This window comes from Tenacibaculum holothuriorum (assembly GCF_002120225.1).
Classification (GTDB): domain Bacteria; phylum Bacteroidota; class Bacteroidia; order Flavobacteriales; family Flavobacteriaceae; genus Polaribacter; species Polaribacter holothuriorum.
Window position 1 is genome coordinate 92,808 of record NZ_LAPZ01000002.1, and the last position, 20,340, is coordinate 113,147.

A 20,340-nucleotide genomic window follows, 5' to 3' on the forward strand; every position below is an offset into this window, starting at 1 on the left:
CCTTAAACTCAAAAAAGATGAAATTTTAACTCTTTGAAAATAAATTAAATGACAAAACTCTTTGTTTTTTCTTGAAAAATAATTTGCAGATATTAAAAAACTGCTTAAATTTGCACTCGCATTTTAAAACAACTACTGTTTTAAATTCCTCCTTAGCTCAGTTGGTTAGAGCATCTGACTGTTAATCAGAGGGTCCTTGGTTCGAGCCCAAGAGGGGGAGCAAAATTAAAGGCAACGTAGAAGCCGATAATTTCTACAACATACATATATTTGTTCTAAATGAACATTCCTCCTTAGCTCAGTTGGTTAGAGCATCTGACTGTTAATCAGAGGGTCCTTGGTTCGAGCCCAAGAGGGGGAGCAAAAAAGACTTACATTTCGTAAGTCTTTTTTATTTTTGTACTAATGAAATTTCCAAATAAACTTCAACAAAAGCTCACAAAACGTATTGAGCAAGATGCTTTAAGATCTTTAGACAACAAAAAAGGTTTAATTGATTTTTCTTCTAATGACTATTTAGGCTTTTCTGGAAGTGAAACTATTTTCGAGCGTACACATTTATTTTTAACCAAAAACAACTTAAAGCAAAATGGCGCTACTGGATCTCGTCTGTTATCTGGAAATCATTCATTATACGAAGAAACCGAACAACTTTTAAATACGATTCATAAATCTGAAGCTTCGTTAATTTTTAATTCAGGTTACGACGCTAATGTTGGTTTTTTTTCATCAGTACCTCAACGTGGAGATATTATTTTGTATGATGAGTTAATTCATGCCTCTATTAGAGATGGTATTCAACTTTCGAATGCTAAATCTTTTAAATTCAAACATAATAGTCTAGAACATCTTGACGAGATGTTAAAACGAGTTCAACATGAAAATACTAATATTTATGTTGTAACCGAATCTGTCTTTTCTATGGATGGTGACTCTCCAGACTTGGCTACAATTTCTCAAATCACTAAAAAACACACCAATGCATATCTAATAATTGATGAGGCTCATGCTTTAGGCATTTTTAATTATGGACTAGTACAAAAACTTAATTTAGAAGAAGAGGTTTTTGCACGTATTATAACTTTCGGAAAAGGTTTGGGTTGTCATGGAGCAGCTATTTTAGGAAGTAAACAACTAACAAACTACCTTACTAACTTTGCTCGTAGTTTTATTTATACTACAGGGCTTTCACCGCACTCAATAGCTACTATAAAAACTTCATATAATTTCTTAGAAAGTTCTGAAGGAAAAAACAAAATAAGTACTCTACAACAAAACATATCTCACTTTCTTTCAGAAGTTAAACGCTTAGAACTTGATTTTATATCTAGCAATTCTGCTATACATTGTTGTATTATTCCAGGAAATAAAAAAGTAAAAAACATTGCTAAAGAACTACAAAAAAAAGGATTTAACGTAAAACCTATTTTATCTCCAACTGTTTCTCAAAATCAAGAGCGTTTACGTTTTTGCTTACACTCCTACAATTCTAAAGAAGAAATTACTGCTGTTTTAGAACATCTTGCTACATTTGTGAATTAAACTCATCATTGCGAACGAAGTAAAGCAATCTCTGTAAAAAGATTATTTCGTCGCAATGCTCCTCGTAATGACAATGAAAAAAAAATATTTTATCACAGGAATCTCAACAGAAGTTGGTAAAACTGTAGCTTCCGCTATTATAACTGAAGCTTTAGAAGCCGATTACTGGAAACCAATTCAGTCTGGAGATTTAGCATATTCAGACACACATAAAGTAGAAAAATTGATTTCGAATAAAAAATCAGTTTTTCACCCGAACTCATACGCATTAAATACACCTATGAGTCCACACGCTTCGGCAGAAATTGATGGAATTACCATAGACATCAATCAAATCAAAGAACCCTCAACCGTAAACAATTTGGTTATTGAAGGTGCTGGTGGATTACTTGTTCCTTTAAACAACGAAAACACTTTACTAGACATTCTAAAACCTGAATATAAAATTATCGTAGTTTCTCGCCATTATTTAGGAAGCATTAATCATACGCTATTAACAGTAAATTATTTAAAAGAAAGAGGTTTTGATGTTTCTATACTTTTTTCTGGAAATGAACATCCTACAACAGAAGCTATTATTAAAAAAATGACTAACGTTCCAGTTATTGGACGAATAGATGAAGAACCATATTTTGATCAGAATGTGATTAAAGAATATGCTGAAAAGTTTAGAAGTAAATTATAACGTCACCCTGAACTTGATTAGGAATGACGAGAAAACAAAATTATGACATTACAAGAACGAGATAAAAAGCACTTGTGGCATCCGCTTAAACAACATCAAACACATCCAAATAGTTTAGGGATTGTTAAAGCAAAAGGTTGTGTTTTAACCGATGAACATGGTAACGAATATATCGATGCTATTTCCTCTTGGTACACCTGTATATTTGGGCATTGTAACGATTATATTACTAGTCGTGTTTACGACCAAATGCAAAGGTTAGACCAAATAATGTTTAGTGATTTTACTCACGAACCTGCTGTAAAACTATCAGAAGAACTTATTAAAATTCTTCCTGAAAATCAAAATAGAATTTTCTTTAACGACAATGGTTCTACTGCTGTTGAAGCTGGAATTAAAATGGCGCTTCAATATCATTTTAACAAAGGCGAAAAAAGGAACTTATTTATTGCTTTAGAAAACGGATTTCATGGAGATACTTTTGGTGCTATGTCGGTTTCTGGATTGTCAGTTTACAACGGCCCTTTTGAAGATTTCTTAATGCATGTAGAGAGAATTCCAGTTCCGAATGGAGAAAATAATGAAGACATCTTAGAACAATTAAAAGAAATTGTCTCGAAACAAAAAATAGCTGGGTTTATCTATGAACCTTTAGTGCAAGGAGCAGCAGGAATGAAAATTCACAAAGCAGAAGACTTAAATGTTATTTTACAGTTTTGTAAAGAGAATGATATACTAACTATTGCCGATGAAGTTATGACTGGTTTTGGTAAAACAGGAAACAATTTTGCATCTAACGAAATTGAAACAAAACCAGATATCATTTGTTTAAGCAAAGCTTTAACTGCAGGTTTAGTTCCTATGGCAATTACTTCTTGTACAGAAGAAATATACGAAGCTTTTTTAGGCGATTCAATTGCAGAGGGATTCATGCATTGTCATACGTATTCTGCAAACCCAATAGCTTGTAGAGCTGCTTTAGCTGGAATTGAATTATTACAATCAGAAGAAATTCAGCAAAACATTCACCAAATTTCCAAAGCACATATAGCATTTTCTAACGAAATAAAACATCACAACAAAATAACTAACGTAAACTCTAAAGGAGTAATTTTAGCAATCGATTTAAAAACAAACTCAAGTAGATATGGTAGTTTACGTGATCAATTGTTAAAATCTTTTATGGATGAAGGTGTGTTTCTCCGTCCATTAGGAAATACTATTTACTTACAACCTCCGTATGTAATCACTGAGGAGCAACTTAAAAAAGTATACACTACTATAGAAAAGGTTCTAGATACTCTCTAGAACTTTTTCATTTTCAAGTAAATTAATTTCTTCTTGAGTTTCTTTAACACGAACATATAAATCTTCGTATGCCCATTCTCCATTAGATTTTAATCCTCTAACAACAAGTGTTCCTTCTCCTTTATCTCCTCGTATTGGAATAGAAAAATCAACTTCACCGTTATCGTTACTTAATGAAATATTTCCTGAAGGTATTCCGTAAGTTTCTAAATTTTCTCCTAATAGTTCAATTACTTTAGAATTTTCTTTTGCCTTAGACAAAGCATATTCTACTGGCTCTGAGTTTTCCATTAAACTCGTTACACCAAAAAATGCTGCTCCAATACCAAAAACAAATAATAATATAATTACTAAACATCCGCAACCACACCCACCAACAGGTACAGCCCACATCCAATTTCTTTTAAACCAACTTTCATGTTGTTCTTCGCTCATAAATTTTATTTTTAAGCAATATAAAATAATTCAACCTTTTTAGTTGATGTTATAAAGTTTATTTTTGCTGAAATTTTTTCAACTTTTGAATACTAAAATTTCCATAACAGCCATATCATCAGTTTCTTCTTTAGGAAGTTCTTTACATGATGTTTGGAAAAAATATAAAGACAACAACCATTATCTAAGTGAAAAAGATTTTGGTAATTTTAAAGCTTGGGTTGCTCAATTATCTGAAGATGATTTAGAAAAAATCAATCAGATTAAATTTTCAGACAACAAGTATAAAAATTTAGATAACACTGTTTTATATACACTTTTTGTCGCAAGAAAAGCAATACAAACTGCCAATTGGAAAACGGGTGATAACTTCGGAATTAATATCGGTTCTTCAAGAGGAGCAACAAGTTTATTCGAAAAATATTATCAAGAGTTTTTAGACAGTAATCAAGTTTCTACATTGAGCTCTCCAACTACTACTTTAGGTAATATTTCTTCATGGATTGCACACGACTTACAAAGTAAAGGTCCAGATGTTTCTCATTCTATCACATGCTCTACAGGTTTGCATTCAGTATTAAATGGAGTGGCTTGGTTACAATCTGGCATGACTGATAAATTTATGGTAGGCGCTAGCGAAGCTGCTCTAACACCATTTACTATTACCCAAATGCAGGCTTTGAAAGTGTATGCAAAAAACAATGATGACTACCCTTGCAAGGCATTCGATTTGGAGAAAGATAAAAACACCATGGTATTGGGTGAAGCAGCTGCAGTTTTATGTTTAGAAAAAGGAGCACAACAAAATGCTTTGGCTTTTATAGAAGGAATTGGTTATGCTACCGAAGTTTTAAAACACAACACTTCAATATCTAACAATGCAGAATGTTTTCAAACATCAATGAAAATGGCTCTTCAAAATGTAAATACTCATGAAATTGATGCTATCGTCATGCATGCTCCAGGAACTATAAAAGGAGATTCTTCTGAAATTAATGCTATTAAAGAAGTATTTGGAAATCATCAACCTTTTTTAACCACCAACAAATGGAAGGTTGGTCATACTTTTGCTACTTCAGGAATATTAAGTATGGAGTTAGCTATTTTAATGTTGCAGCATCAAGAAGCTATCGAAGTTCCTTTTGCTAAAAAACAAGAAAAACCAAAACAGCTTAATAAAATACTGGTAAATGCTGTAGGTTTTGGCGGAAATGCCGTTTCAGTTTTATTAAGTAAAAACTAGCATATATATTTATAATTAGTACATTTGATTTATCAAACAACTATCTAATCAACTTATTGTATGAGTGAAGTAAGACATAATTGGACGAAAGAAGAAATATTAGAAATATACAACAAGCCCTTAATGGAGTTGCTTTATGAAGCAGCTACAATTCATAGAAAAAGTCACGACCCTAATGTAGTACAAGTATCTACATTATTATCGATAAAAACAGGAGGATGTTCTGAAGATTGTGGATATTGCCCACAAGCAGCACGTTATCATACCGATATTGAAGGAAACGATTTAATGTCAGTTCAACAAGTAAAAGCTCAAGCTTTAAGAGCTAAAGCCGGTGGTAGTTCTCGTGTTTGTATGGGAGCTTCTTGGAGAAATGTAAAAGATGGACCAGAATTTGATCAAGTTTTAGAAATGGTACGTACCATTAATAAACTTGATATGGAAGTTTGTTGTACCTTAGGAATGGTAACTGAAAATCAAGCAAAACGTTTAGCTGAAGCTGGATTATACGCCTATAACCACAACTTAGATTCTTCAGAAGAATATTATAAAGAAGTAATTTCTACTCGTGGATTTCAAGATCGTTTAGATACGATTGATAACGTTCGTAAAACAAACGTTACTGTATGTTCTGGAGGAATTATTGGCATGGGAGAATCTGTTGAAGACAGAGCAGGAATGTTAGTAGCTTTATCTACCTTAGATCCTCAACCAGAATCTACCCCAATTAACGCATTAGTAGCTGTAGAAGGAACTCCGTTAGAAGACGAAAAGCCTGTTGAAATTTGGGAAATGATTCGTATGGTAGCAACCACTCGTATTGTTTTACCAGAAACACAAGTGCGTTTATCTGCTGGAAGAACTCAAATGAGTAGAGAAGGTCAAGCAATGTGTTTCTTTGCTGGAGCAAATTCTATTTTTGCTGGAGACAAGCTTTTAACAACTCCGAATCCTGATGTAAATGAAGACATGAAAATGTTTGAAATGCTAGGATTAAATCCACAAAAACCATTTACTAAGAAAGTACAACCTCAATCTGTAGAGGCAAAAGATTCTCAATTTGAAGCTTTAGGTGAAAAGCCAAAATGGACAAGACCAGAGCATAAAATTGAGCGTAACGAACAAAAGAAACAGGAAGCTTTAGAACTTCGTAAACAATAACAAAATATCACTTTTTATAATTATCCATCAACTAAAAATTGGTGGATATTTTTTAGCAAGAATGTTTCTAAATAATTTCGAAACGTTTTCTTAACTTTGCTTCCTGAAAAATTGAACGAATGGGATTACAATTACAACAGATTGATAGAGTTGAAACCATTACAAAAGAAGACTTTATCAAAAACTATTTCAAACCACAAAAACCTGTGGTTATTGAACGTTTTATTGAAGATTGGCCTGCATACAATAAATGGTCTTTAGAATATATGAAAGAGGTTGCTGGAGACAAAACAGTACCTTTATACGATGATAGACCTGTTGATTATAAAGATGGTTTTAACGAACCGCATGCTACCATGAAAATGAGCGAGTATGTTGATTTGTTAAAAAGAGAGCCTACTAAATTCAGAATTTTCTTATGGAATATTTTAAAAGAGGTTCCGCAATTACAAAAAGATTTTTCTTTTCCTGATTTTGGTTTACGCCTAATGAAAGGATTACCAATGTTATTCTTTGGTGGGACAGATTCGTATACCTTTATGCACTACGATATTGATTTGGCTAATATTTTCCACTTCCATTTTGAAGGAAAAAAGAAGTGTATTTTATTCGATCAGAAACAAAATAAGTATTTATATAAAATACCTCATTCGTTAATTACTAGGGAAGATATTGATTTCAATAATCCTGATTTTGACAAGTGGCCTGCACTTAAAAAAGCAAAAGGTTATGTTGCAGAATTAGAACATGGTAATGTTTTATATATGCCAGAAGGTTATTGGCATTATATGAGATATATAACTCCTGGTTTTTCTATGAGTTTACGTGCTATTGCTCGTAACCCTAAAAACTTAGGAAAAGCAGTTTACAATGTGTTTATTATGCGTACTATTGATAATATTATGCGTAGAATAAGGGGACAGAAATGGATTGATTGGAAAAACGAACAAGCCATTATAAAGACAAATAAAGCAAACAATATTGCATAAAAAAAGCACCTCTAAAGGTGCTTTTTTATTTTCCAAATAATCGCTGAAAAAAGTTCTTCCCTTTTTTAACAGCTTCTTCAACTTCTTCTTGAGCATCCTCTGCAAAATCAGCAATATGTTCACTAGCTTCACCAGCTATTTCTGCAGCTTTCTCTGTAACATCGTCTAATACTTCTTTAGCTTCATTAGCTAACTCAGTAGCTTTTTCTTTTGCTTGTTGAATAGATTCATCAGATAACGTTTCACTCACTTTATCTTTAACCTCTTCAACCATATCTACTGCTTTTTCTCCCATTTCTCCTGCAGCTTCAAAAGTTTTTTCAGTTACCTTGTCTAAAACCTCTTTTGCTTTGTCTAAACCTTCATTTAAGCTTTCGTTGATGTTTTTCTTATCTTCTTCCATAATTGATGCTTTATTAGAACCAAGACTTATGATTAACTTGATATGTTTCTATAAATTCTTCGTCTGACTTTGTTAAGTAGATAATCCCTTCTATTAAACCAATTAACCAAGGCACATATATTAAAAATGCTCCGATAACTAAGCACATTAGTGCCATAGAAATAAAAGTAGCCCCTAATAAAATTAAACCTTCTTTAGTGTAACCTAAAACAAATTTATGCACACCAAAACCTCCTAAGATAATGCCTAAGATTCCTGCTAAGATTCGTTTACTTTCTTGTTTGGGTACTGGTTTACCGTTTTCGTCAATGATCTCCATATAATTTTAGTTTTTAAGTCTTTAAATTTATAAAAAAGCTTCGTCTTTTGGCTCCCATAGCTCAACTTTATTTCCATCTAAATCTATTATCCAACCAAACTTACCATAATCGTATTCCTCAACCTTATCAATTACAGTAACTCCTTTTTCTTTTAACTCTTCTAATAGTTCAACTAAATTTTCAACTCTATAATTAAACATAAAGTCTTTTTTTGATGGAGAAAAATACTCAGTGTCTTTTGTAAACGGGCTCCATTGAGTAGATGCTTTTTTCCCTTCATTATCTTTCCACCAAAATGTACTCCCCCAATCATTAGTATTAAAGCCTAATTTTTCTTTATACCAATCTCTTGTTGCTTTCGGATCTTCAGTTTTAAAAAACACACCTCCTATTCCTGTAACTTTACCTTTCTTTGTCATTTTACTTCTTTTTTACATTTGTTTCGTAAATATCGATCCACTCTTCCATTGTCATTTTCGTAACTAATTCTGCAATTAAATCGAACGGAATTTCTTCAATCTTCTTAAATCGAATACAGCTTTTCCCCATATCTAATTTTCTTTTACAGTGTTTTGGATATTCAGCTACAAACCAATCTAACAATTCTTTTTTAGCATAAATTCCGCTATGATATAAGTTGATTGAATTTTTCTGTGAAGCAATATTCATAAAGGGTAACGGATCTTTTGGATTACAGTGATAACCATCTGGATATTTAGAATGTGGCACATAATAGCCTATCATTTTATAATTAATTCCTTCTTCGAAACCTTTAGGTAAATTTTTTTTTATGGTTTTGCGTAACTTTTCCATAACAGCTTTTCGCTCTTCTGGAATTTGTGCAATATATTCTTCGGGTGTGCTTGCTTCGTACTGCATAATATTTTATCTACGTTGTAAAAATAGTGCTGACAATAAAGATATAATAAATCCTATAATTGTTACTAAAACTATCATAAACAATGCTGCCATTGAGCTTGTCATTTTTATAATTTCGTTTTCTCTTCCTTCATCAATAAGTTTTTGTTCGTAATTAGAGAAAAAATCTGGATTGATAAACTTCGTATATACAAAATCTGCAATTCCAATTCCCACAGCTACAAATAATGAAATTAATACTCCAATAGCAACTGCTTTCCAAAAAGAAATCATTCCGTTATTTATTGCATCTCTATAATGCTTTATAGCAAAATAAATAAAAGACAAGGATAAGAATATAGAAAGGTAACCAAGTATTTCATTTGTCTTATAATCTAGATTATCTATTCCTACAATAAGATGGAGCATAAAAATAATGAAGCCAGTAGCTAAGCCATAACCACCATACTTTAATACTGTTTTGTTCATGATTGAAAAGTTTAATTTATATGCTTTCAAAAATAGTTTATCAATCTATTTTTGAGTTCATACTAAAGTACCAAAAGTCTCATACTTTAGTATTTTACACTATAATAAGTATTTCTTTAGCTACTTGAACTGCCTGAGTTCTTCTTTTAGCATTTAGCTTTACGAGTAAATTAGACACGTGAGTTTTAATTGTACTTTCTGACAAAAATAGTTCTGCTGCAATTTCTTTATTAGAAAGTCCTTTTGCTATTAATTGTAGCACTTCGTATTCTCTAGAAGTAATTTCTAACTCTTTTATTTTTTTATGATTGATTTCTTTAGACGGCACTTTCTTCTTAGTCTTTTTATTAAAAAAAACACCTATCACAAAAGAAAAAATCGCAACAAGAGCTATTATAAGTTCAACTTTAAAATCTCCAGAAATGATAGCATATTTACTAACTTGAAAAAACAGCAATAATGCTAAAATTAACAAACCAAAAACTAGAACTGTTTTTTTCATAAAAGCAATTTAATAAAATTTCACTCGATAATCGAGTTTAGAAAGATTAGACGAAAGTAAACAAATCCATAAAGTTTCCTTCTTTTAAAAGAAAGGGCTTACATAAATTTTGCTCTGATTTTATCTACAATCGTTTGCGCTAATTTTTCTTTACTTTCAATCGTCCAACCAGCTACATGAGGTGTTAATAATACTTTATTTGAGTTTATTAAATACTGAAAAGCTTCTGGCATTTCATTTTCGGTAAATAAATTTTCAAAAGACTTTTTTTCATACTCCAAAACATCCAATCCAGCGCCTAATATTTTTCCAGTTTCTATAGCTTCAACCAAATCTTTTGTTACCACCGATTTTCCTCTCGCCGTATTAATCAACCAAAAAGGTTTAGAAAACTTATTGATAAAATCTGCATTTATCATGTTAATGGTAAGTTCTGTTTGAGGAGTATGCAAACTCAACACATCAGCTTTTTCTTGTAATTCTTGTAAAGAAACTTGTTTGCAATTTTCATCGCCAACATTGGGTTTTATATCATAACAAAGAACATCTACATCGAATCCTCGTAACTTTTTAGCGAATGCTTTTCCCATATTCCCATAACCGATTAAACCAACAGTTTTACCATCGAGTTCTATTCCTCGGTTATCCTCTCGCAGCCACTGTCCGCTCCTAACTTCTTTATCGGCTTTGTTTAGTTTATTGAATAAGGAAAGTAATATTCCTAAAGCGTGTTCACCAACAGCATTTCTATTTCCTTCTGGAGCAGAAATTAACTTTATTCCTTTTTGTATAGCATAATCACAATCAATATTTTCTAGTCCTGCTCCTACTCTTCCAATAAACTTAAGATTTAATGCTTTATCTAAAAACTGTTTATCTATCGTAAATCTACTTCGAATTATAATTCCATCGTACTCATGAATTTTATCTTCAATTGCTGATTTTGAAGAAGTATAATCTTCATCATTTTGAAACCCTAAATCAGAAAGTTGGTTTATTAATAAAGAGTGGTTTGAGTCTATGTGAAGTACTTTCATTCAATAGCTTATTGGATTGTTAGTATATTAGATTTTTAGAATGATAAACAATATTGTTTTAATTATTAAACCACATAGAAATAATACAAATTATTATCATAATTGGCCAAACGTATTTGATAATAAACTTTACTGCTTTTTCATAACCATAAAAAAAAGCCATTCTTTTTGGATTTCTCCTTTTAAACGAATTTTCCATTTTTTTAAGCATGAAACTAAACGCTACTCTAAAAAATGGAATTGTCAATAAAAAAATAATCGATTGTATTAGTTTTTGGGAAAAACTCATATAATCTTTTAATATTGTTCGTTCTCGTTAGGAAAATCTTGAGACTTTACATCATCAATATATTGTTTAAATGCATTGGTCATACCTGTATACATATCTAAATAACGACGTAAAAAACGTGGGTTAAATTCATGCGTCATTCCTAACATATCGTGCGTAACTAAAACTTGTCCGTCTACTCCAGCTCCAGCTCCAATACCAATTACAGGAATTGTTAAGCTCTCAGCTACTTCTTGTGCTAATTTTGCTGGCACTTTTTCTAACACTAAAGCAAAACAACCTAATTGTTCTAATAACTTAGCATCTTCTTTTAATTTTTGAGCTTCCTCTTCTTCTTTAGCTCTTACCGTATATGTTCCGAATTTATATATAGATTGAGGTGTTAACCCTAAATGTCCCATAACAGGAATTCCAGCAGTTAAAATACGAGAAATAGACTCTCCTATCTCACTTCCTCCTTCTAATTTCACCGCATGCCCACCAGTTTCTTTCATTATTTTAATAGCAGATTCTAATGCATTTTTAGAATTTCCTTGATAAGTACCAAAAGGTAAATCTACTACAACTAAACAACGATCTATAGCTCTAACCACAGAACTTGCATGATAAATCATTTGATCTAACGTAATTGGCAATGTTGTTTCGTGTCCTGCCATTACATTCGACGCTGAATCACCAACAAGAATTACATCAATTCCTGCTCCATCTACAATTTTAGCCATGGTATAATCATACGCTGTAAGCATCGAAATTTTCTCTCCATTAGCTTTCATCTCCACCAACGATTTAGTGGTAATTCTTTTATATTGTTTTTTTGCTACTGACATTGTCGATTTTTGTTATTTGCCCGTAAAAATACACAATTAATCAAACAAAAGATAGTATTTACTGGTAGTTAATCTTCTGTTAATCTTTTAATTCTAAGTTTTATAAACTGTTAGTTTTAAATAGATTTATCATCAAATCAAACTTTTAAAACTATGAATAAGTTCATTACTTTTCTCATTCTTATTGTTTTAACTACAGTTGTTAAAGCTCAAAGTACTACTGAAGAAGACAGAATTAAAAAAACTATTGAAACTTTTTTTGACGGCTTACATAAAGGAGATAGTACAACAGTTTCTTCAACTTTGCATCCAACCATAAAAATTCAAACTACTTTTTCTAATAAAGAAGGTAAAAAGGTATTAGTAACTGAAACTAAAGATAAGTTACTTACAAATATTGCTAATAAAAATCCGCAACATACTTATCTAGAAAAACTACTTTCATATACGATTAAAATTGATGGGAATTTAGCTTCTGTATGGACTCCTTATGAGTTTTATTTAAATGATAAATTCAGTCATTGTGGTGCTAATTCTTTTCAATTATTCAATGACAACGGAACTTGGAAAATAATTTATTTGGTTGATATGAGACGAAGAAGTTCTTGTAAAGCTATTCAAAAGTAATCTTATGAAATATTTCTTATTATTCTTTTTTGCGATACAATTCGCCACTGCTCAAGATCCTGAAATATTCTCGCCAGAAATATTTAAAGACTTACCTAACGTAAGAGATTTTGCTTTAAATAAAAATGGTGACGAACTTTATTTTACTATTGAAAGTTATAGAAAAGAATACTCTTTTATAGCTGTAACTCATAAAATAAACGGAAAATGGTCTAACCCAAAAGTAGCATCCTTTTCTGGTCAATTTAAAGATCTTGAACCTTTTTTATCTCCAGATGGACTTACGTTATTTTTTGCTTCAAACAGAAAAACAAACAATTCTAATGAAGCTAAAAACGATGTTGATATTTGGTATGTAAAAAGAAGCTCTTTAAAAAGCCCATGGTCAGAACCTATTAATATTGGCTCAATCATCAATACTTCTGCAAATGAATTTTACCCATCAGTAACCCAAAAAGGTGATTTATTTTTCACTGCTGAATATCCAAACTCAAAAGGAAAAGAAGATATTTATGTAAGTAGATTTGTTGATGGAAAGTATACTACCCCTGTTTCATTAAGTTCAAATATAAATTCTAACAAATATGAATTTAATGCATTTGTAGCTCCTGATGAGAGTTTTATAATTTTCACTTCTAACGGTCATAAAAATCATTTAGGAAGAGGAGACTTGTACATCAGCAAAAAAGACAAAAACAATAATTGGTTACCTGCTGAACATTTAGGAAAAAAAATAAATTCTAGAGGGTTAGATTATTGTCCATTTGTTGATATCAATTCAAATACTTTATATTTTACAGCAACAAAAAGCAACATAAAAAAATCATTTTCAGAAAAGAAAGGCTTAGATGAAATTCTTAATTTTATAGACAATAACCCCAATGGTTTAAGCAGAATTTATAAAACTTCTTTAACCGAAAAATAATGTATCTTTGCTCACAATGAATCAAAAAGATAGCAAACACACTTTAGACCCCAATAAGTGGATTGATACTTATGCTGACTACTTATTTAATTATGCAGTAGTTAGAGTAAACAATAACGATATTGCCAAAGATTTAGTTCAAGAAACGTTTTTTGCAGGCTTAAAATCTGCTAAGAATTTCGAAGGAAAATCTACTGAACGAACTTGGTTAGTATCTATCTTAAAAAGAAAAATTATTGATTATTATCGTAAAATAAATTCTAAAAAAGGACAAGCCGAGGTTAGAATGAATTTTTATGATAATGGTGATAACGAAGGTAACTGGATAGAAGAAAGAGTTCCTCAATCTTGGAACAATGAAGCAGAAAAAACTATTGAAAACAACGAATTAAAGAGTCAAATAGACGATTGTATTGAAGCTTTGCCCGAAAAATATGCTATGGTTTTTCGCATGAAAACAATACAAGAATTTGAAACTGAAGAAATTTGTAAGGAATTAGACATTACACCGTCGAATTTATGGGTTATAATACATAGAGCTAGAACCCAATTGAGAAACTGTATGGAAAAGAACTGGTTTAATAAATAAGAAATGTTTAAAAAATTTAATATAACCTGTGATGAAGCTACCACTATATGTGACAAAAGTCAATATGGAGAAGCTTCTTTTTACGAGAAACTACAACTAAATTGGCATCTTTTAATCTGCAAAGTTTGTGCTTTATACTCTAAGCAAAACAGAACAATGACAAAGGTATTTAAGATGAAAGCTTCAGATTGTAGTAAAGAAGAAACGAAATGCTTGTCTAATTCAGATAAAGAAGCCTTAAAAGAACAATTTAAGCAACTGCAGCAACAATAAACTTTTTTCGGTTTTTTAAGTTAAAACCGTTTTTTGATTTTTTGTTAGATTGAAACGGAATTTACCCTTTTGTAAATTCCGTTTTTTTATACTTTTGTGTAAAATTATTTTTATGCATTTCTTACCAGAAAAGTTAGACAATTACGTAGTAAACCATTCTCAACGAGAACCAGAATTACTTAGAGAATTAAGTAGAGAAACTTGGCAAAAAGTATTAAATCCAAGAATGTTAAGCGGTGCTTTTCAAGGTAGAGTATTATCAATGATTTCTAAATTAGTTAACCCAAAAAACATATTAGAAATTGGTACGTACACTGGGTATTCTGCACTTTGTTTAGCTGAAGGAATGCAAGTAGATGGAAAATTGCATACTATTGATAAAAATGAAGAATTAGAAGAATTACAACACAAGTATTTTCAAAAATCTTCCTATAAAAACCAAATTATTCAACATGTTGGAAATGCTATAGAAATAATTCCAAACATTGATACTCAGTTTGATTTGGTTTTTATTGATGCAGATAAATCAAACTACGTAAACTACTTTCACCTTATCATTGAAAAAATGAACAAAGGAGGAATTATTTTATCAGACAATGTACTTTGGAGTGGCAAAGTAGTTGAAGAATTAAATCCTAAAGATATAGACACTAAAGTACTTCTAAAGTATAATCATTTATTAAATACTGATAGTCGTTTAGAAACAGTTCTTTTACCTATTAGAGATGGATTAACTATTAGTAGAGTAAAATAAAAAATCTCCTCAAAAAAAGGAGATTTTTACATATTTCTTTTAATAGGTCCAGTAAGATCATCAATATTATCTTTAACCTGATTTACCTCTTTATTAATATCCTCAATAAATTCGGTATCTAAACCTTGCTTTTGGGCGCTTTCGTTTATTTCTTTCTTAATATCATTAGTAGCATCTTTAATTTGACGCATTCCTTTTCCTAAACCTCTTGCTATTTCAGGAATTTTATCTGCACCAAACAACATAACTACAATCAACAGAATTACAAATATTTCTGGTCCGCCAATAAATAAAAACGTAGTATTCATATACTGCAAAGATAGTTAGTATTGATTAATTTATTGAAAAAATAAAAGCCAAATGATAAACATTTGGCTTTTATTGTGATTTATTTCTAATCTTAGTCTGCTAAAATAATAGCTTTATTATCTTTCATTTCAACAGTACCAGATTTAATTGCTAATGTTAAGATTTTATCGTCATCAGCATGAGGAACCAAATGTCCGCTCAAGTCATCAAACTCTAAATGCTCTTGCGTATGCGTGTGAATTTTAATTGTTCCTTCATTTAAAATCGAAACAACTGGTGCGTGATTATTCAACATTTGAAAATCACCATTAATCCCAGGCACAACAACAGAATCTACTTCTGATGAAAATAAAACTGCTTCTGGTGTTACTATTTCTAAAAACATAAGTTTATAGTTTTTTTTAAGCTTCAGCTAACATCTTCTCTCCAGCATCAATTGCATCTTGAATTGATCCTCTTAAGTTAAATGCTGCTTCAGGATATTTATCTAACTCACCATCCATAATCATGTTGAATCCTTTGATAGTATCTTTAATATCTACTAACACTCCTGGGATTCCTGTAAATTGCTCAGCAACGTGGAATGGTTGAGATAAGAAACGTTGTACACGACGTGCTCTGTGAACTACTAATTTATCTTCTTCAGATAATTCTTCCATACCTAAAATTGCGATAATATCTTGTAATTCTTTATAACGTTGTAATAACTCTTTTACTCTTTGAGCAGTATTATAGTGCTCGTCTCCTAAAATTTCTGGAGTTAAAATTCTTGAGGTAGAATCTAATGGATCTACCGCTGGATAAATACCTAACTCGGCAATCTTACGAGATAATACTGTAGTTGCATCTAAGTGAGCAAACGTTGTTGCTGGTGCTGGATCCGTTAAATCATCTGCAGGTACATAAACCGCTTGTACAGATGTAATAGAACCTTTCTTAGTAGAAGTAATACGCTCCTGCATTGCCCCCATCTCAGTTGCTAATGTAGGTTGGTATCCTACCGCTGATGGCATACGACCTAATAATGCCGATACCTCAGAACCTGCTTGTGTAAAACGGAAGATGTTATCAACAAAGAATAATACGTCTTTTCCTTGTGCTTCACCAGCTCCATCACGGAAATATTCTGCGATAGTTAAACCAGATAATGCTACACGGGCACGTGCTCCAGGTGGCTCATTCATCTGACCGAATACGAAAGTAGCTTTAGAATCTCTCATTCCAGTTTTATCAACCTTAGATAAATCCCATCCACCTTCTTCCATAGAATGCATAAAATCATCACCATACTTGATAATTCCTGATTCTAACATCTCACGTAATAAATCGTTTCCTTCACGAGTTCTTTCTCCTACTCCTGCAAAAACAGATAAACCTCCGTGTCCTTTAGCGATATTGTTAATTAACTCCTGAATTAATACAGTCTTACCTACTCCAGCTCCTCCGAATAATCCAATCTTCCCTCCTTTTGCATAAGGCTCAATTAAGTCGATTACTTTAATTCCTGTGAATAATACTTCTGTAGAAGTTGATAATTCTTCGAATTTTGGTGCTTGACGGTGAATTGGTAAACCAGCATCACCAGATTTAGGTAAATTTCCTAATCCATCAATTGCTTCACCAGTTACATTAAATAAACGACCATAAATATCATTTCCTATTGGCATTTGAATTGGGTTACCAGTAGCAATTACTTCTTGCCCTCTTTGTAAACCATCCGTAGCATCCATAGAGATTGTACGAACTGTATCTTCACCAATATGCTGTTGTACCTCTAACACTAAAGTAGTACCATCAGCTTTTTTAATTTCTAATGAATCGTAAATTTTTGGTAATTCAGCATTTTCTGTATTAAACTCAACATCGATAACTGGACCAATAATTTGAGAAACTTTACCTGTTATTGTAGACATTACTGTATGTAATTAAAGTTATTTATTTTGTTGTGTGAGCTTTAGCTCCTTTTTTCAAGGTGCAAAGGTAATTTTTTTGATTGAAACTAAAAAAAGTTTGCAGGTATTTTTACAAAAAAAGCCTCAACAAAAGTTGAGGCTTAATTTTATTATGCTTGTAAAGTAAATTACTTTTTTACTTTAATTTCAACACGTCTGTTTTGAGCTCTTCCTGCTCTAGTTTTATTAGAAGCGATTGGGTAATCCTCTCCGAAACCAGCAGAAGTTAATCTTGAAGCTGCAATTCCTTTAGATACTAAGTAATCTAATACAGCTTTAGCTCTCTTATCAGATAATCTCATGTTAGTAGAAGCTCTACCTGAACTATCAGTGTGACCTTCTATACTAAAGTTAGCTTTTGGATACTCAGTCATAATTCCAGCAATTAAATCTAATTTACCAGAAACTCCTGGTCTGAAAGAAGATCTTCCTGAGTTAAAATAGATAGCTCTAGCGAAATCGTTTAATTTCTTAACAGCCTCCTCTATGATAACAACCTCTGGACATCCGTTGTTAGAAGCAACACCAGGAACTTGTGGACACTTATCGTCTTTGTCTAATACTCCATCTTTATCAGTATCTGGCCAAGGGCAACCTCCGTTAGCAGCAGGACCAGCAACTTGTGGACACTTATCTTTGTTATCAGCAACACCGTCACCATCAGCATCTGGACATCCGTTCATAGCTTTAGTTCCTTTAGCGTTTGGACAAGCATCATCTTTATCAGCGATTCCGTCACCGTCAGTATCAGGACATCCATTTAAAGCAGCTAAACCAGCAACATCTGGACAAGCATCATCAGAATCTTTTACACCGTCTCCATCAGCATCTGGACAACCGTTAAATTCTTTTAAACCTGCAACTTCTGGACAAGCATCTTCTTTATCGTAGATTCCGTCACCATCAGTATCTTTTCCTCCGAACTTAAACACTAAACCAATAGAGTGTTGGAAGTGATCTTGTACTTTATCAGCAAATTCTTTTTTACCACCAGTTTGGAAGTTTAAACCTAAATTATCGTTAAACCAAGTATTGAAACCAACACCTGCATTTAAAGTCCCTTCACCGTTGTCACCTAAGTTAGCGTAACCACCCCCTAAGTATACATAAGGATCGAACCATGCAGTATCACCAAATAAATTATTTAAGTCATACTTTACATTTGCATCGATAGCCCAATAAAGCTCATCCATATCATCTTCAGTCCTGAAAGTCTCTATTTTATTTAAAGACCCTGCCAATTGTAACGTAAAACCATCGTTTAAATATTTATCAACAGTAACTCTAGAAATTGATGGTAAGACATTCCAGTCACTAGTACCGATATAATCTTTGGCATAATCTCCAAATTTAGTTGGAATTCTAAAGTCAACTGCGTTAACTCCAAAACCAACTACCCAAGGATTGTCTGAATCCTGTGCGCTTACAGTCCCCACAGTAGCGAACGTAAGTAAAGCCATCACAGCTAATTTTAATTGTTTCATTATTAAAAATTTAAATTAAAAGTTCGTTTATATAATACGCAAATGTAAGTTGTTCAAACTTATTTACAAAAACAAATCTACAAAAACTTCTAAAAAAAGCAAGTTTTTATCAAAAAGTTATTTAACAATTTTTAACTCTTTTCCTACTTTAATAAAAGCACTTATAGCTTTATCTAAATGTTCTTTCTCATGAGCTGCTGACAACTGCACACGAATTCTTGCTTGCTCTTTTGGCACTACTGGATAAAAGAATCCGATAACATAAATACCTTCTTCTAACAATTTATCTGCCATTATTTGAGACAACTTTGCATCGTATAACATTACTGGAACAATTGCTGCATCTGCACCAACTAAACCAAAACCTGCTTTTTCCATTTCTGATCGGAAATAATTTGTATTCCACTCTAGTTTATCTCTTAATGATGTATCATTAGAAAGAATATCAAACACTTTTAATGAGGCTCCTACGATTGCTGGTGCTAATGAATTTGAAAATAAATACGGACGAGAACGCTGACGTAATATTTCAATAATCTCTTTTTTACCTGTAGTATATCCTCCCATGGCACCTCCTAAGGCTTTACCTAGAGTACCAGTTATAATATCTACACGCCCCATTACACGTTTCAATTCTAATGTTCCTCTACCAGTTTCACCAATGAACCCAGCAGCATGACATTCATCAATCATAACCATTGCATCGTACTTTTCTGCTAAATCACAGATTTTATCTAATTCTGCAACGATACCATCCATAGAGAACACTCCATCTGTAACAATAATTTTGAAACGGTGATTGTTTTTATTTGCTTCAATTAACTGTTCTTCTAAAGCTTCCATATCATTATTAGCATAACGATAACGAGCTGCTTTACATAAACGAACTCCGTCTATAATAGAAGCATGGTTTAAGCTATCTGAAATAATAGCATCTTCTTTTGTTAATAATGGCTCAAAAACTCCGCCGTTAGCATCAAACGCAGCTGCATATAATATGGTATCTTCAGTTTGATAGAATTCAGCAATTTTAGCTTCCAATTGCTTATGGATATCTTGAGTTCCACAAATAAAACGTACTGACGACATTCCAAACCCATGAGTATCCATCGTATCTTTTGCTGCTTGAATTACTTCTGGATTATTCGATAGTCCTAAATAATTATTGGCACAAAAATTAATTACTTCTTCTCCTGTTGAAATTTTAATTACTGCATCTTGTGACGATGTTATAATTCTTTCAGTTTTATATAATCCAGCATCTTTAATGTCTTGGATTTCCTTTTGTAAGTGTTCTTTAATTGATCCGTACATAATCTTGTTGTAAGTTTAAGGTTCC

General features: G+C 32.0%; 24 protein-coding genes and 2 tRNA genes. 12 read left to right on the forward strand and 14 right to left on the reverse strand.

What is annotated here, in order from left to right:
- The first annotated feature begins 146 nt into the window (after positions 1–146).
- From WH52_RS03195 to bioA, 5 genes are all read left to right on the forward strand, one after another.
- Positions 147–220, forward strand: a tRNA-Asn gene (locus tag WH52_RS03195).
- Positions 221–287: 67 nt separating this feature from the next.
- Positions 288–361 (forward strand) — tRNA-Asn (locus tag WH52_RS03200).
- A gap of 44 nt (positions 362–405) precedes the next feature.
- Complete coding sequence (locus WH52_RS03205; RefSeq protein ID WP_086029496.1) at positions 406–1,542, forward strand: aminotransferase class I/II-fold pyridoxal phosphate-dependent enzyme; 1,137 nt, start codon at positions 406–408, stop codon at positions 1,540–1,542.
- Between the two features lie 73 nt (positions 1,543–1,615).
- A complete protein-coding gene (gene bioD / locus WH52_RS03210) occupies positions 1,616–2,227 on the forward strand; it encodes a dethiobiotin synthase (RefSeq protein WP_086029497.1) in 612 nt (203 codons plus the stop codon).
- A gap of 42 nt (positions 2,228–2,269) precedes the next feature.
- Positions 2,270–3,535, forward strand: coding sequence for an adenosylmethionine--8-amino-7-oxononanoate transaminase (gene bioA / locus WH52_RS03215; protein ID WP_086029498.1), 1,266 nt, complete (start codon positions 2,270–2,272; stop codon positions 3,533–3,535).
- On the opposite strand, the gene WH52_RS03220 is transcribed toward bioA, so the two are convergent.
- On the reverse strand, positions 3,521–3,970 hold the full coding sequence (locus WH52_RS03220; protein ID WP_086029499.1) for a cytochrome c oxidase assembly factor Coa1 family protein: 450 nt from the start codon (positions 3,968–3,970) through the stop codon (positions 3,521–3,523). The two genes, bioA and WH52_RS03220, sit on opposite strands and share 15 nt — an antisense overlap.
- Positions 3,971–4,055: 85 nt before the next feature.
- On the opposite strand from WH52_RS03220, the gene WH52_RS03225 reads away from it, so the two are divergent.
- The 3 genes from WH52_RS03225 (at position 4,056) to WH52_RS03235 (ending at position 7,363) form a co-directional block, all read left to right on the forward strand.
- Positions 4,056–5,213 (forward strand): beta-ketoacyl synthase N-terminal-like domain-containing protein, encoded by a 1,158-nt coding sequence (locus tag WH52_RS03225; protein WP_086029500.1) that lies wholly within the window; start codon positions 4,056–4,058, stop codon positions 5,211–5,213.
- 60 nt (positions 5,214–5,273) lie between these two features.
- Positions 5,274–6,374, forward strand: coding sequence for a biotin synthase BioB (bioB, locus tag WH52_RS03230; RefSeq protein WP_086029501.1), 1,101 nt, complete (start codon positions 5,274–5,276; stop codon positions 6,372–6,374).
- Between the two features lie 119 nt (positions 6,375–6,493).
- On the forward strand, positions 6,494–7,363 hold the full coding sequence (locus WH52_RS03235; RefSeq protein WP_086029502.1) for a cupin-like domain-containing protein: 870 nt from the start codon (positions 6,494–6,496) through the stop codon (positions 7,361–7,363).
- Between the two features lie 25 nt (positions 7,364–7,388).
- Here the strand turns inward: WH52_RS03235 and WH52_RS03240 are convergent, their stop codons facing one another.
- From WH52_RS03240 to panB, 8 genes are all read right to left on the reverse strand, one after another.
- On the reverse strand, positions 7,389–7,766 hold the full coding sequence (locus tag WH52_RS03240; RefSeq protein WP_086029503.1) for a hypothetical protein: 378 nt from the start codon (positions 7,764–7,766) through the stop codon (positions 7,389–7,391).
- Positions 7,767–7,779: 13 nt separating this feature from the next.
- A complete protein-coding gene (locus WH52_RS03245; RefSeq protein WP_086029504.1) occupies positions 7,780–8,085 on the reverse strand; it encodes a TM2 domain-containing protein in 306 nt (101 codons plus the stop codon).
- A 27-nt stretch (positions 8,086–8,112) separates the two neighbouring features.
- Entirely contained in the window at positions 8,113–8,505 is a 393-nt protein-coding gene (locus WH52_RS03250) for a VOC family protein (protein ID WP_086029505.1), read from the reverse strand.
- A 1-nt stretch (position 8,506) separates the two neighbouring features.
- The gene (locus WH52_RS03255; protein ID WP_086029506.1) at positions 8,507–8,965 is read right to left on the reverse strand and encodes a DUF1801 domain-containing protein; all 459 of its coding nucleotides are present in this window, start codon (positions 8,963–8,965) and stop codon (positions 8,507–8,509) included.
- Between the two features lie 6 nt (positions 8,966–8,971).
- Positions 8,972–9,433, reverse strand: a complete 462-nt coding sequence (locus WH52_RS03260; protein WP_086029507.1) for a DUF4199 domain-containing protein — start codon at positions 9,431–9,433, stop codon at positions 8,972–8,974.
- Positions 9,434–9,527: 94 nt separating this feature from the next.
- The gene (locus WH52_RS15080) at positions 9,528–9,935 is read right to left on the reverse strand and encodes a response regulator transcription factor (RefSeq protein ID WP_086029508.1); all 408 of its coding nucleotides are present in this window, start codon (positions 9,933–9,935) and stop codon (positions 9,528–9,530) included.
- A 98-nt stretch (positions 9,936–10,033) separates the two neighbouring features.
- A complete protein-coding gene (locus WH52_RS03270) occupies positions 10,034–10,972 on the reverse strand; it encodes a 2-hydroxyacid dehydrogenase (RefSeq protein ID WP_086029509.1) in 939 nt (312 codons plus the stop codon).
- Between the two features lie 297 nt (positions 10,973–11,269).
- The gene (gene panB / locus WH52_RS03280; protein WP_086029511.1) at positions 11,270–12,088 is read right to left on the reverse strand and encodes a 3-methyl-2-oxobutanoate hydroxymethyltransferase; all 819 of its coding nucleotides are present in this window, start codon (positions 12,086–12,088) and stop codon (positions 11,270–11,272) included.
- A gap of 153 nt (positions 12,089–12,241) precedes the next feature.
- Between panB and WH52_RS03285 the strand changes: the two genes are divergently transcribed.
- From WH52_RS03285 to WH52_RS03305, 4 genes are all read left to right on the forward strand, one after another.
- Positions 12,242–12,715, forward strand: a complete 474-nt coding sequence (locus tag WH52_RS03285) for a nuclear transport factor 2 family protein (protein WP_086029512.1) — start codon at positions 12,242–12,244, stop codon at positions 12,713–12,715.
- Positions 12,716–12,719: 4 nt separating this feature from the next.
- Positions 12,720–13,640, forward strand: a complete 921-nt coding sequence (locus tag WH52_RS03290) for a TolB family protein (RefSeq protein ID WP_086029513.1) — start codon at positions 12,720–12,722, stop codon at positions 13,638–13,640.
- A 16-nt stretch (positions 13,641–13,656) separates the two neighbouring features.
- Positions 13,657–14,229 carry a sigma-70 family RNA polymerase sigma factor gene (locus WH52_RS03295; RefSeq protein ID WP_086029514.1) on the forward strand — a complete coding sequence of 191 codons (573 nt, stop codon included), beginning with the start codon at positions 13,657–13,659 and terminating at the stop codon, positions 14,227–14,229.
- 385 nt (positions 14,230–14,614) lie between these two features.
- Positions 14,615–15,256 carry an O-methyltransferase gene (locus WH52_RS03305; protein ID WP_086029516.1) on the forward strand — a complete coding sequence of 214 codons (642 nt, stop codon included), beginning with the start codon at positions 14,615–14,617 and terminating at the stop codon, positions 15,254–15,256.
- A 26-nt stretch (positions 15,257–15,282) separates the two neighbouring features.
- Here WH52_RS03305 and WH52_RS03310 read toward each other — a convergent pair whose 3' ends face one another.
- From WH52_RS03310 to kbl, 5 genes are all read right to left on the reverse strand, one after another.
- Positions 15,283–15,564, reverse strand: a complete 282-nt coding sequence (locus tag WH52_RS03310; RefSeq protein WP_086029517.1) for a Sec-independent protein translocase subunit TatA/TatB — start codon at positions 15,562–15,564, stop codon at positions 15,283–15,285.
- 92 nt (positions 15,565–15,656) lie between these two features.
- Positions 15,657–15,950 carry a FoF1 ATP synthase subunit delta/epsilon gene (locus tag WH52_RS03315; protein ID WP_086029518.1) on the reverse strand — a complete coding sequence of 98 codons (294 nt, stop codon included), beginning with the start codon at positions 15,948–15,950 and terminating at the stop codon, positions 15,657–15,659.
- Between the two features lie 16 nt (positions 15,951–15,966).
- On the reverse strand, positions 15,967–17,478 hold the full coding sequence (gene atpD, locus WH52_RS03320; protein ID WP_086029519.1) for a F0F1 ATP synthase subunit beta: 1,512 nt from the start codon (positions 17,476–17,478) through the stop codon (positions 15,967–15,969).
- A 167-nt stretch (positions 17,479–17,645) separates the two neighbouring features.
- Complete coding sequence (locus tag WH52_RS03325; protein WP_086029520.1) at positions 17,646–19,001, reverse strand: OmpA family protein; 1,356 nt, start codon at positions 18,999–19,001, stop codon at positions 17,646–17,648.
- Positions 19,002–19,118: 117 nt separating this feature from the next.
- On the reverse strand, positions 19,119–20,315 hold the full coding sequence (kbl, locus tag WH52_RS03330) for a glycine C-acetyltransferase (RefSeq protein ID WP_086029521.1): 1,197 nt from the start codon (positions 20,313–20,315) through the stop codon (positions 19,119–19,121).
- Between the last annotated feature and the right edge of the window lie 25 nt (positions 20,316–20,340).

Excerpts from the sequence above, each read along its gene's own strand:
- WH52_RS03245 (WP_086029504.1), bottom strand. The coding sequence starts at position 8,085 with ATGGAGATCATTGACGAAAACGGTAAACCAGTACCCAAACAAGAAAGT.
- WH52_RS03250 (WP_086029505.1), bottom strand. The coding sequence starts at position 8,505 with ATGACAAAGAAAGGTAAAGTTACAGGAATAGGAGGTGTGTTTTTTAAA.
- WH52_RS03260 (WP_086029507.1), bottom strand. The coding sequence starts at position 9,433 with ATGAACAAAACAGTATTAAAGTATGGTGGTTATGGCTTAGCTACTGGC.
- bioD (WP_086029497.1), top strand. The coding sequence starts at position 1,616 with ATGAAAAAAAAATATTTTATCACAGGAATCTCAACAGAAGTTGGTAAA.
- WH52_RS03270 (WP_086029509.1), bottom strand. The coding sequence starts at position 10,972 with ATGAAAGTACTTCACATAGACTCAAACCACTCTTTATTAATAAACCAA.
- WH52_RS03235 (WP_086029502.1), top strand. The coding sequence starts at position 6,494 with ATGGGATTACAATTACAACAGATTGATAGAGTTGAAACCATTACAAAA.
- WH52_RS03255 (WP_086029506.1), bottom strand. The coding sequence starts at position 8,965 with ATGCAGTACGAAGCAAGCACACCCGAAGAATATATTGCACAAATTCCA.
- WH52_RS03285 (WP_086029512.1), top strand. The coding sequence starts at position 12,242 with ATGAATAAGTTCATTACTTTTCTCATTCTTATTGTTTTAACTACAGTT.
- WH52_RS03295 (WP_086029514.1), top strand. The coding sequence starts at position 13,657 with ATGAATCAAAAAGATAGCAAACACACTTTAGACCCCAATAAGTGGATT.
- WH52_RS03305 (WP_086029516.1), top strand. The coding sequence starts at position 14,615 with ATGCATTTCTTACCAGAAAAGTTAGACAATTACGTAGTAAACCATTCT.
- bioA (WP_086029498.1), top strand. The coding sequence starts at position 2,270 with ATGACATTACAAGAACGAGATAAAAAGCACTTGTGGCATCCGCTTAAA.
- panB (WP_086029511.1), bottom strand. The coding sequence starts at position 12,088 with ATGTCAGTAGCAAAAAAACAATATAAAAGAATTACCACTAAATCGTTG.
- WH52_RS03220 (WP_086029499.1), bottom strand. The coding sequence starts at position 3,970 with ATGAGCGAAGAACAACATGAAAGTTGGTTTAAAAGAAATTGGATGTGG.
- bioB (WP_086029501.1), top strand. The coding sequence starts at position 5,274 with ATGAGTGAAGTAAGACATAATTGGACGAAAGAAGAAATATTAGAAATA.
- WH52_RS03325 (WP_086029520.1), bottom strand. The coding sequence starts at position 19,001 with ATGAAACAATTAAAATTAGCTGTGATGGCTTTACTTACGTTCGCTACT.
- atpD (WP_086029519.1), bottom strand. The coding sequence starts at position 17,478 with ATGTCTACAATAACAGGTAAAGTTTCTCAAATTATTGGTCCAGTTATC.
- WH52_RS15080 (WP_086029508.1), bottom strand. The coding sequence starts at position 9,935 with ATGAAAAAAACAGTTCTAGTTTTTGGTTTGTTAATTTTAGCATTATTG.
- WH52_RS03310 (WP_086029517.1), bottom strand. The coding sequence starts at position 15,564 with ATGAATACTACGTTTTTATTTATTGGCGGACCAGAAATATTTGTAATT.
- WH52_RS03315 (WP_086029518.1), bottom strand. The coding sequence starts at position 15,950 with ATGTTTTTAGAAATAGTAACACCAGAAGCAGTTTTATTTTCATCAGAA.
- WH52_RS03290 (WP_086029513.1), top strand. The coding sequence starts at position 12,720 with ATGAAATATTTCTTATTATTCTTTTTTGCGATACAATTCGCCACTGCT.
- WH52_RS03240 (WP_086029503.1), bottom strand. The coding sequence starts at position 7,766 with ATGGAAGAAGATAAGAAAAACATCAACGAAAGCTTAAATGAAGGTTTA.
- WH52_RS03205 (WP_086029496.1), top strand. The coding sequence starts at position 406 with ATGAAATTTCCAAATAAACTTCAACAAAAGCTCACAAAACGTATTGAG.
- kbl (WP_086029521.1), bottom strand. The coding sequence starts at position 20,315 with ATGTACGGATCAATTAAAGAACACTTACAAAAGGAAATCCAAGACATT.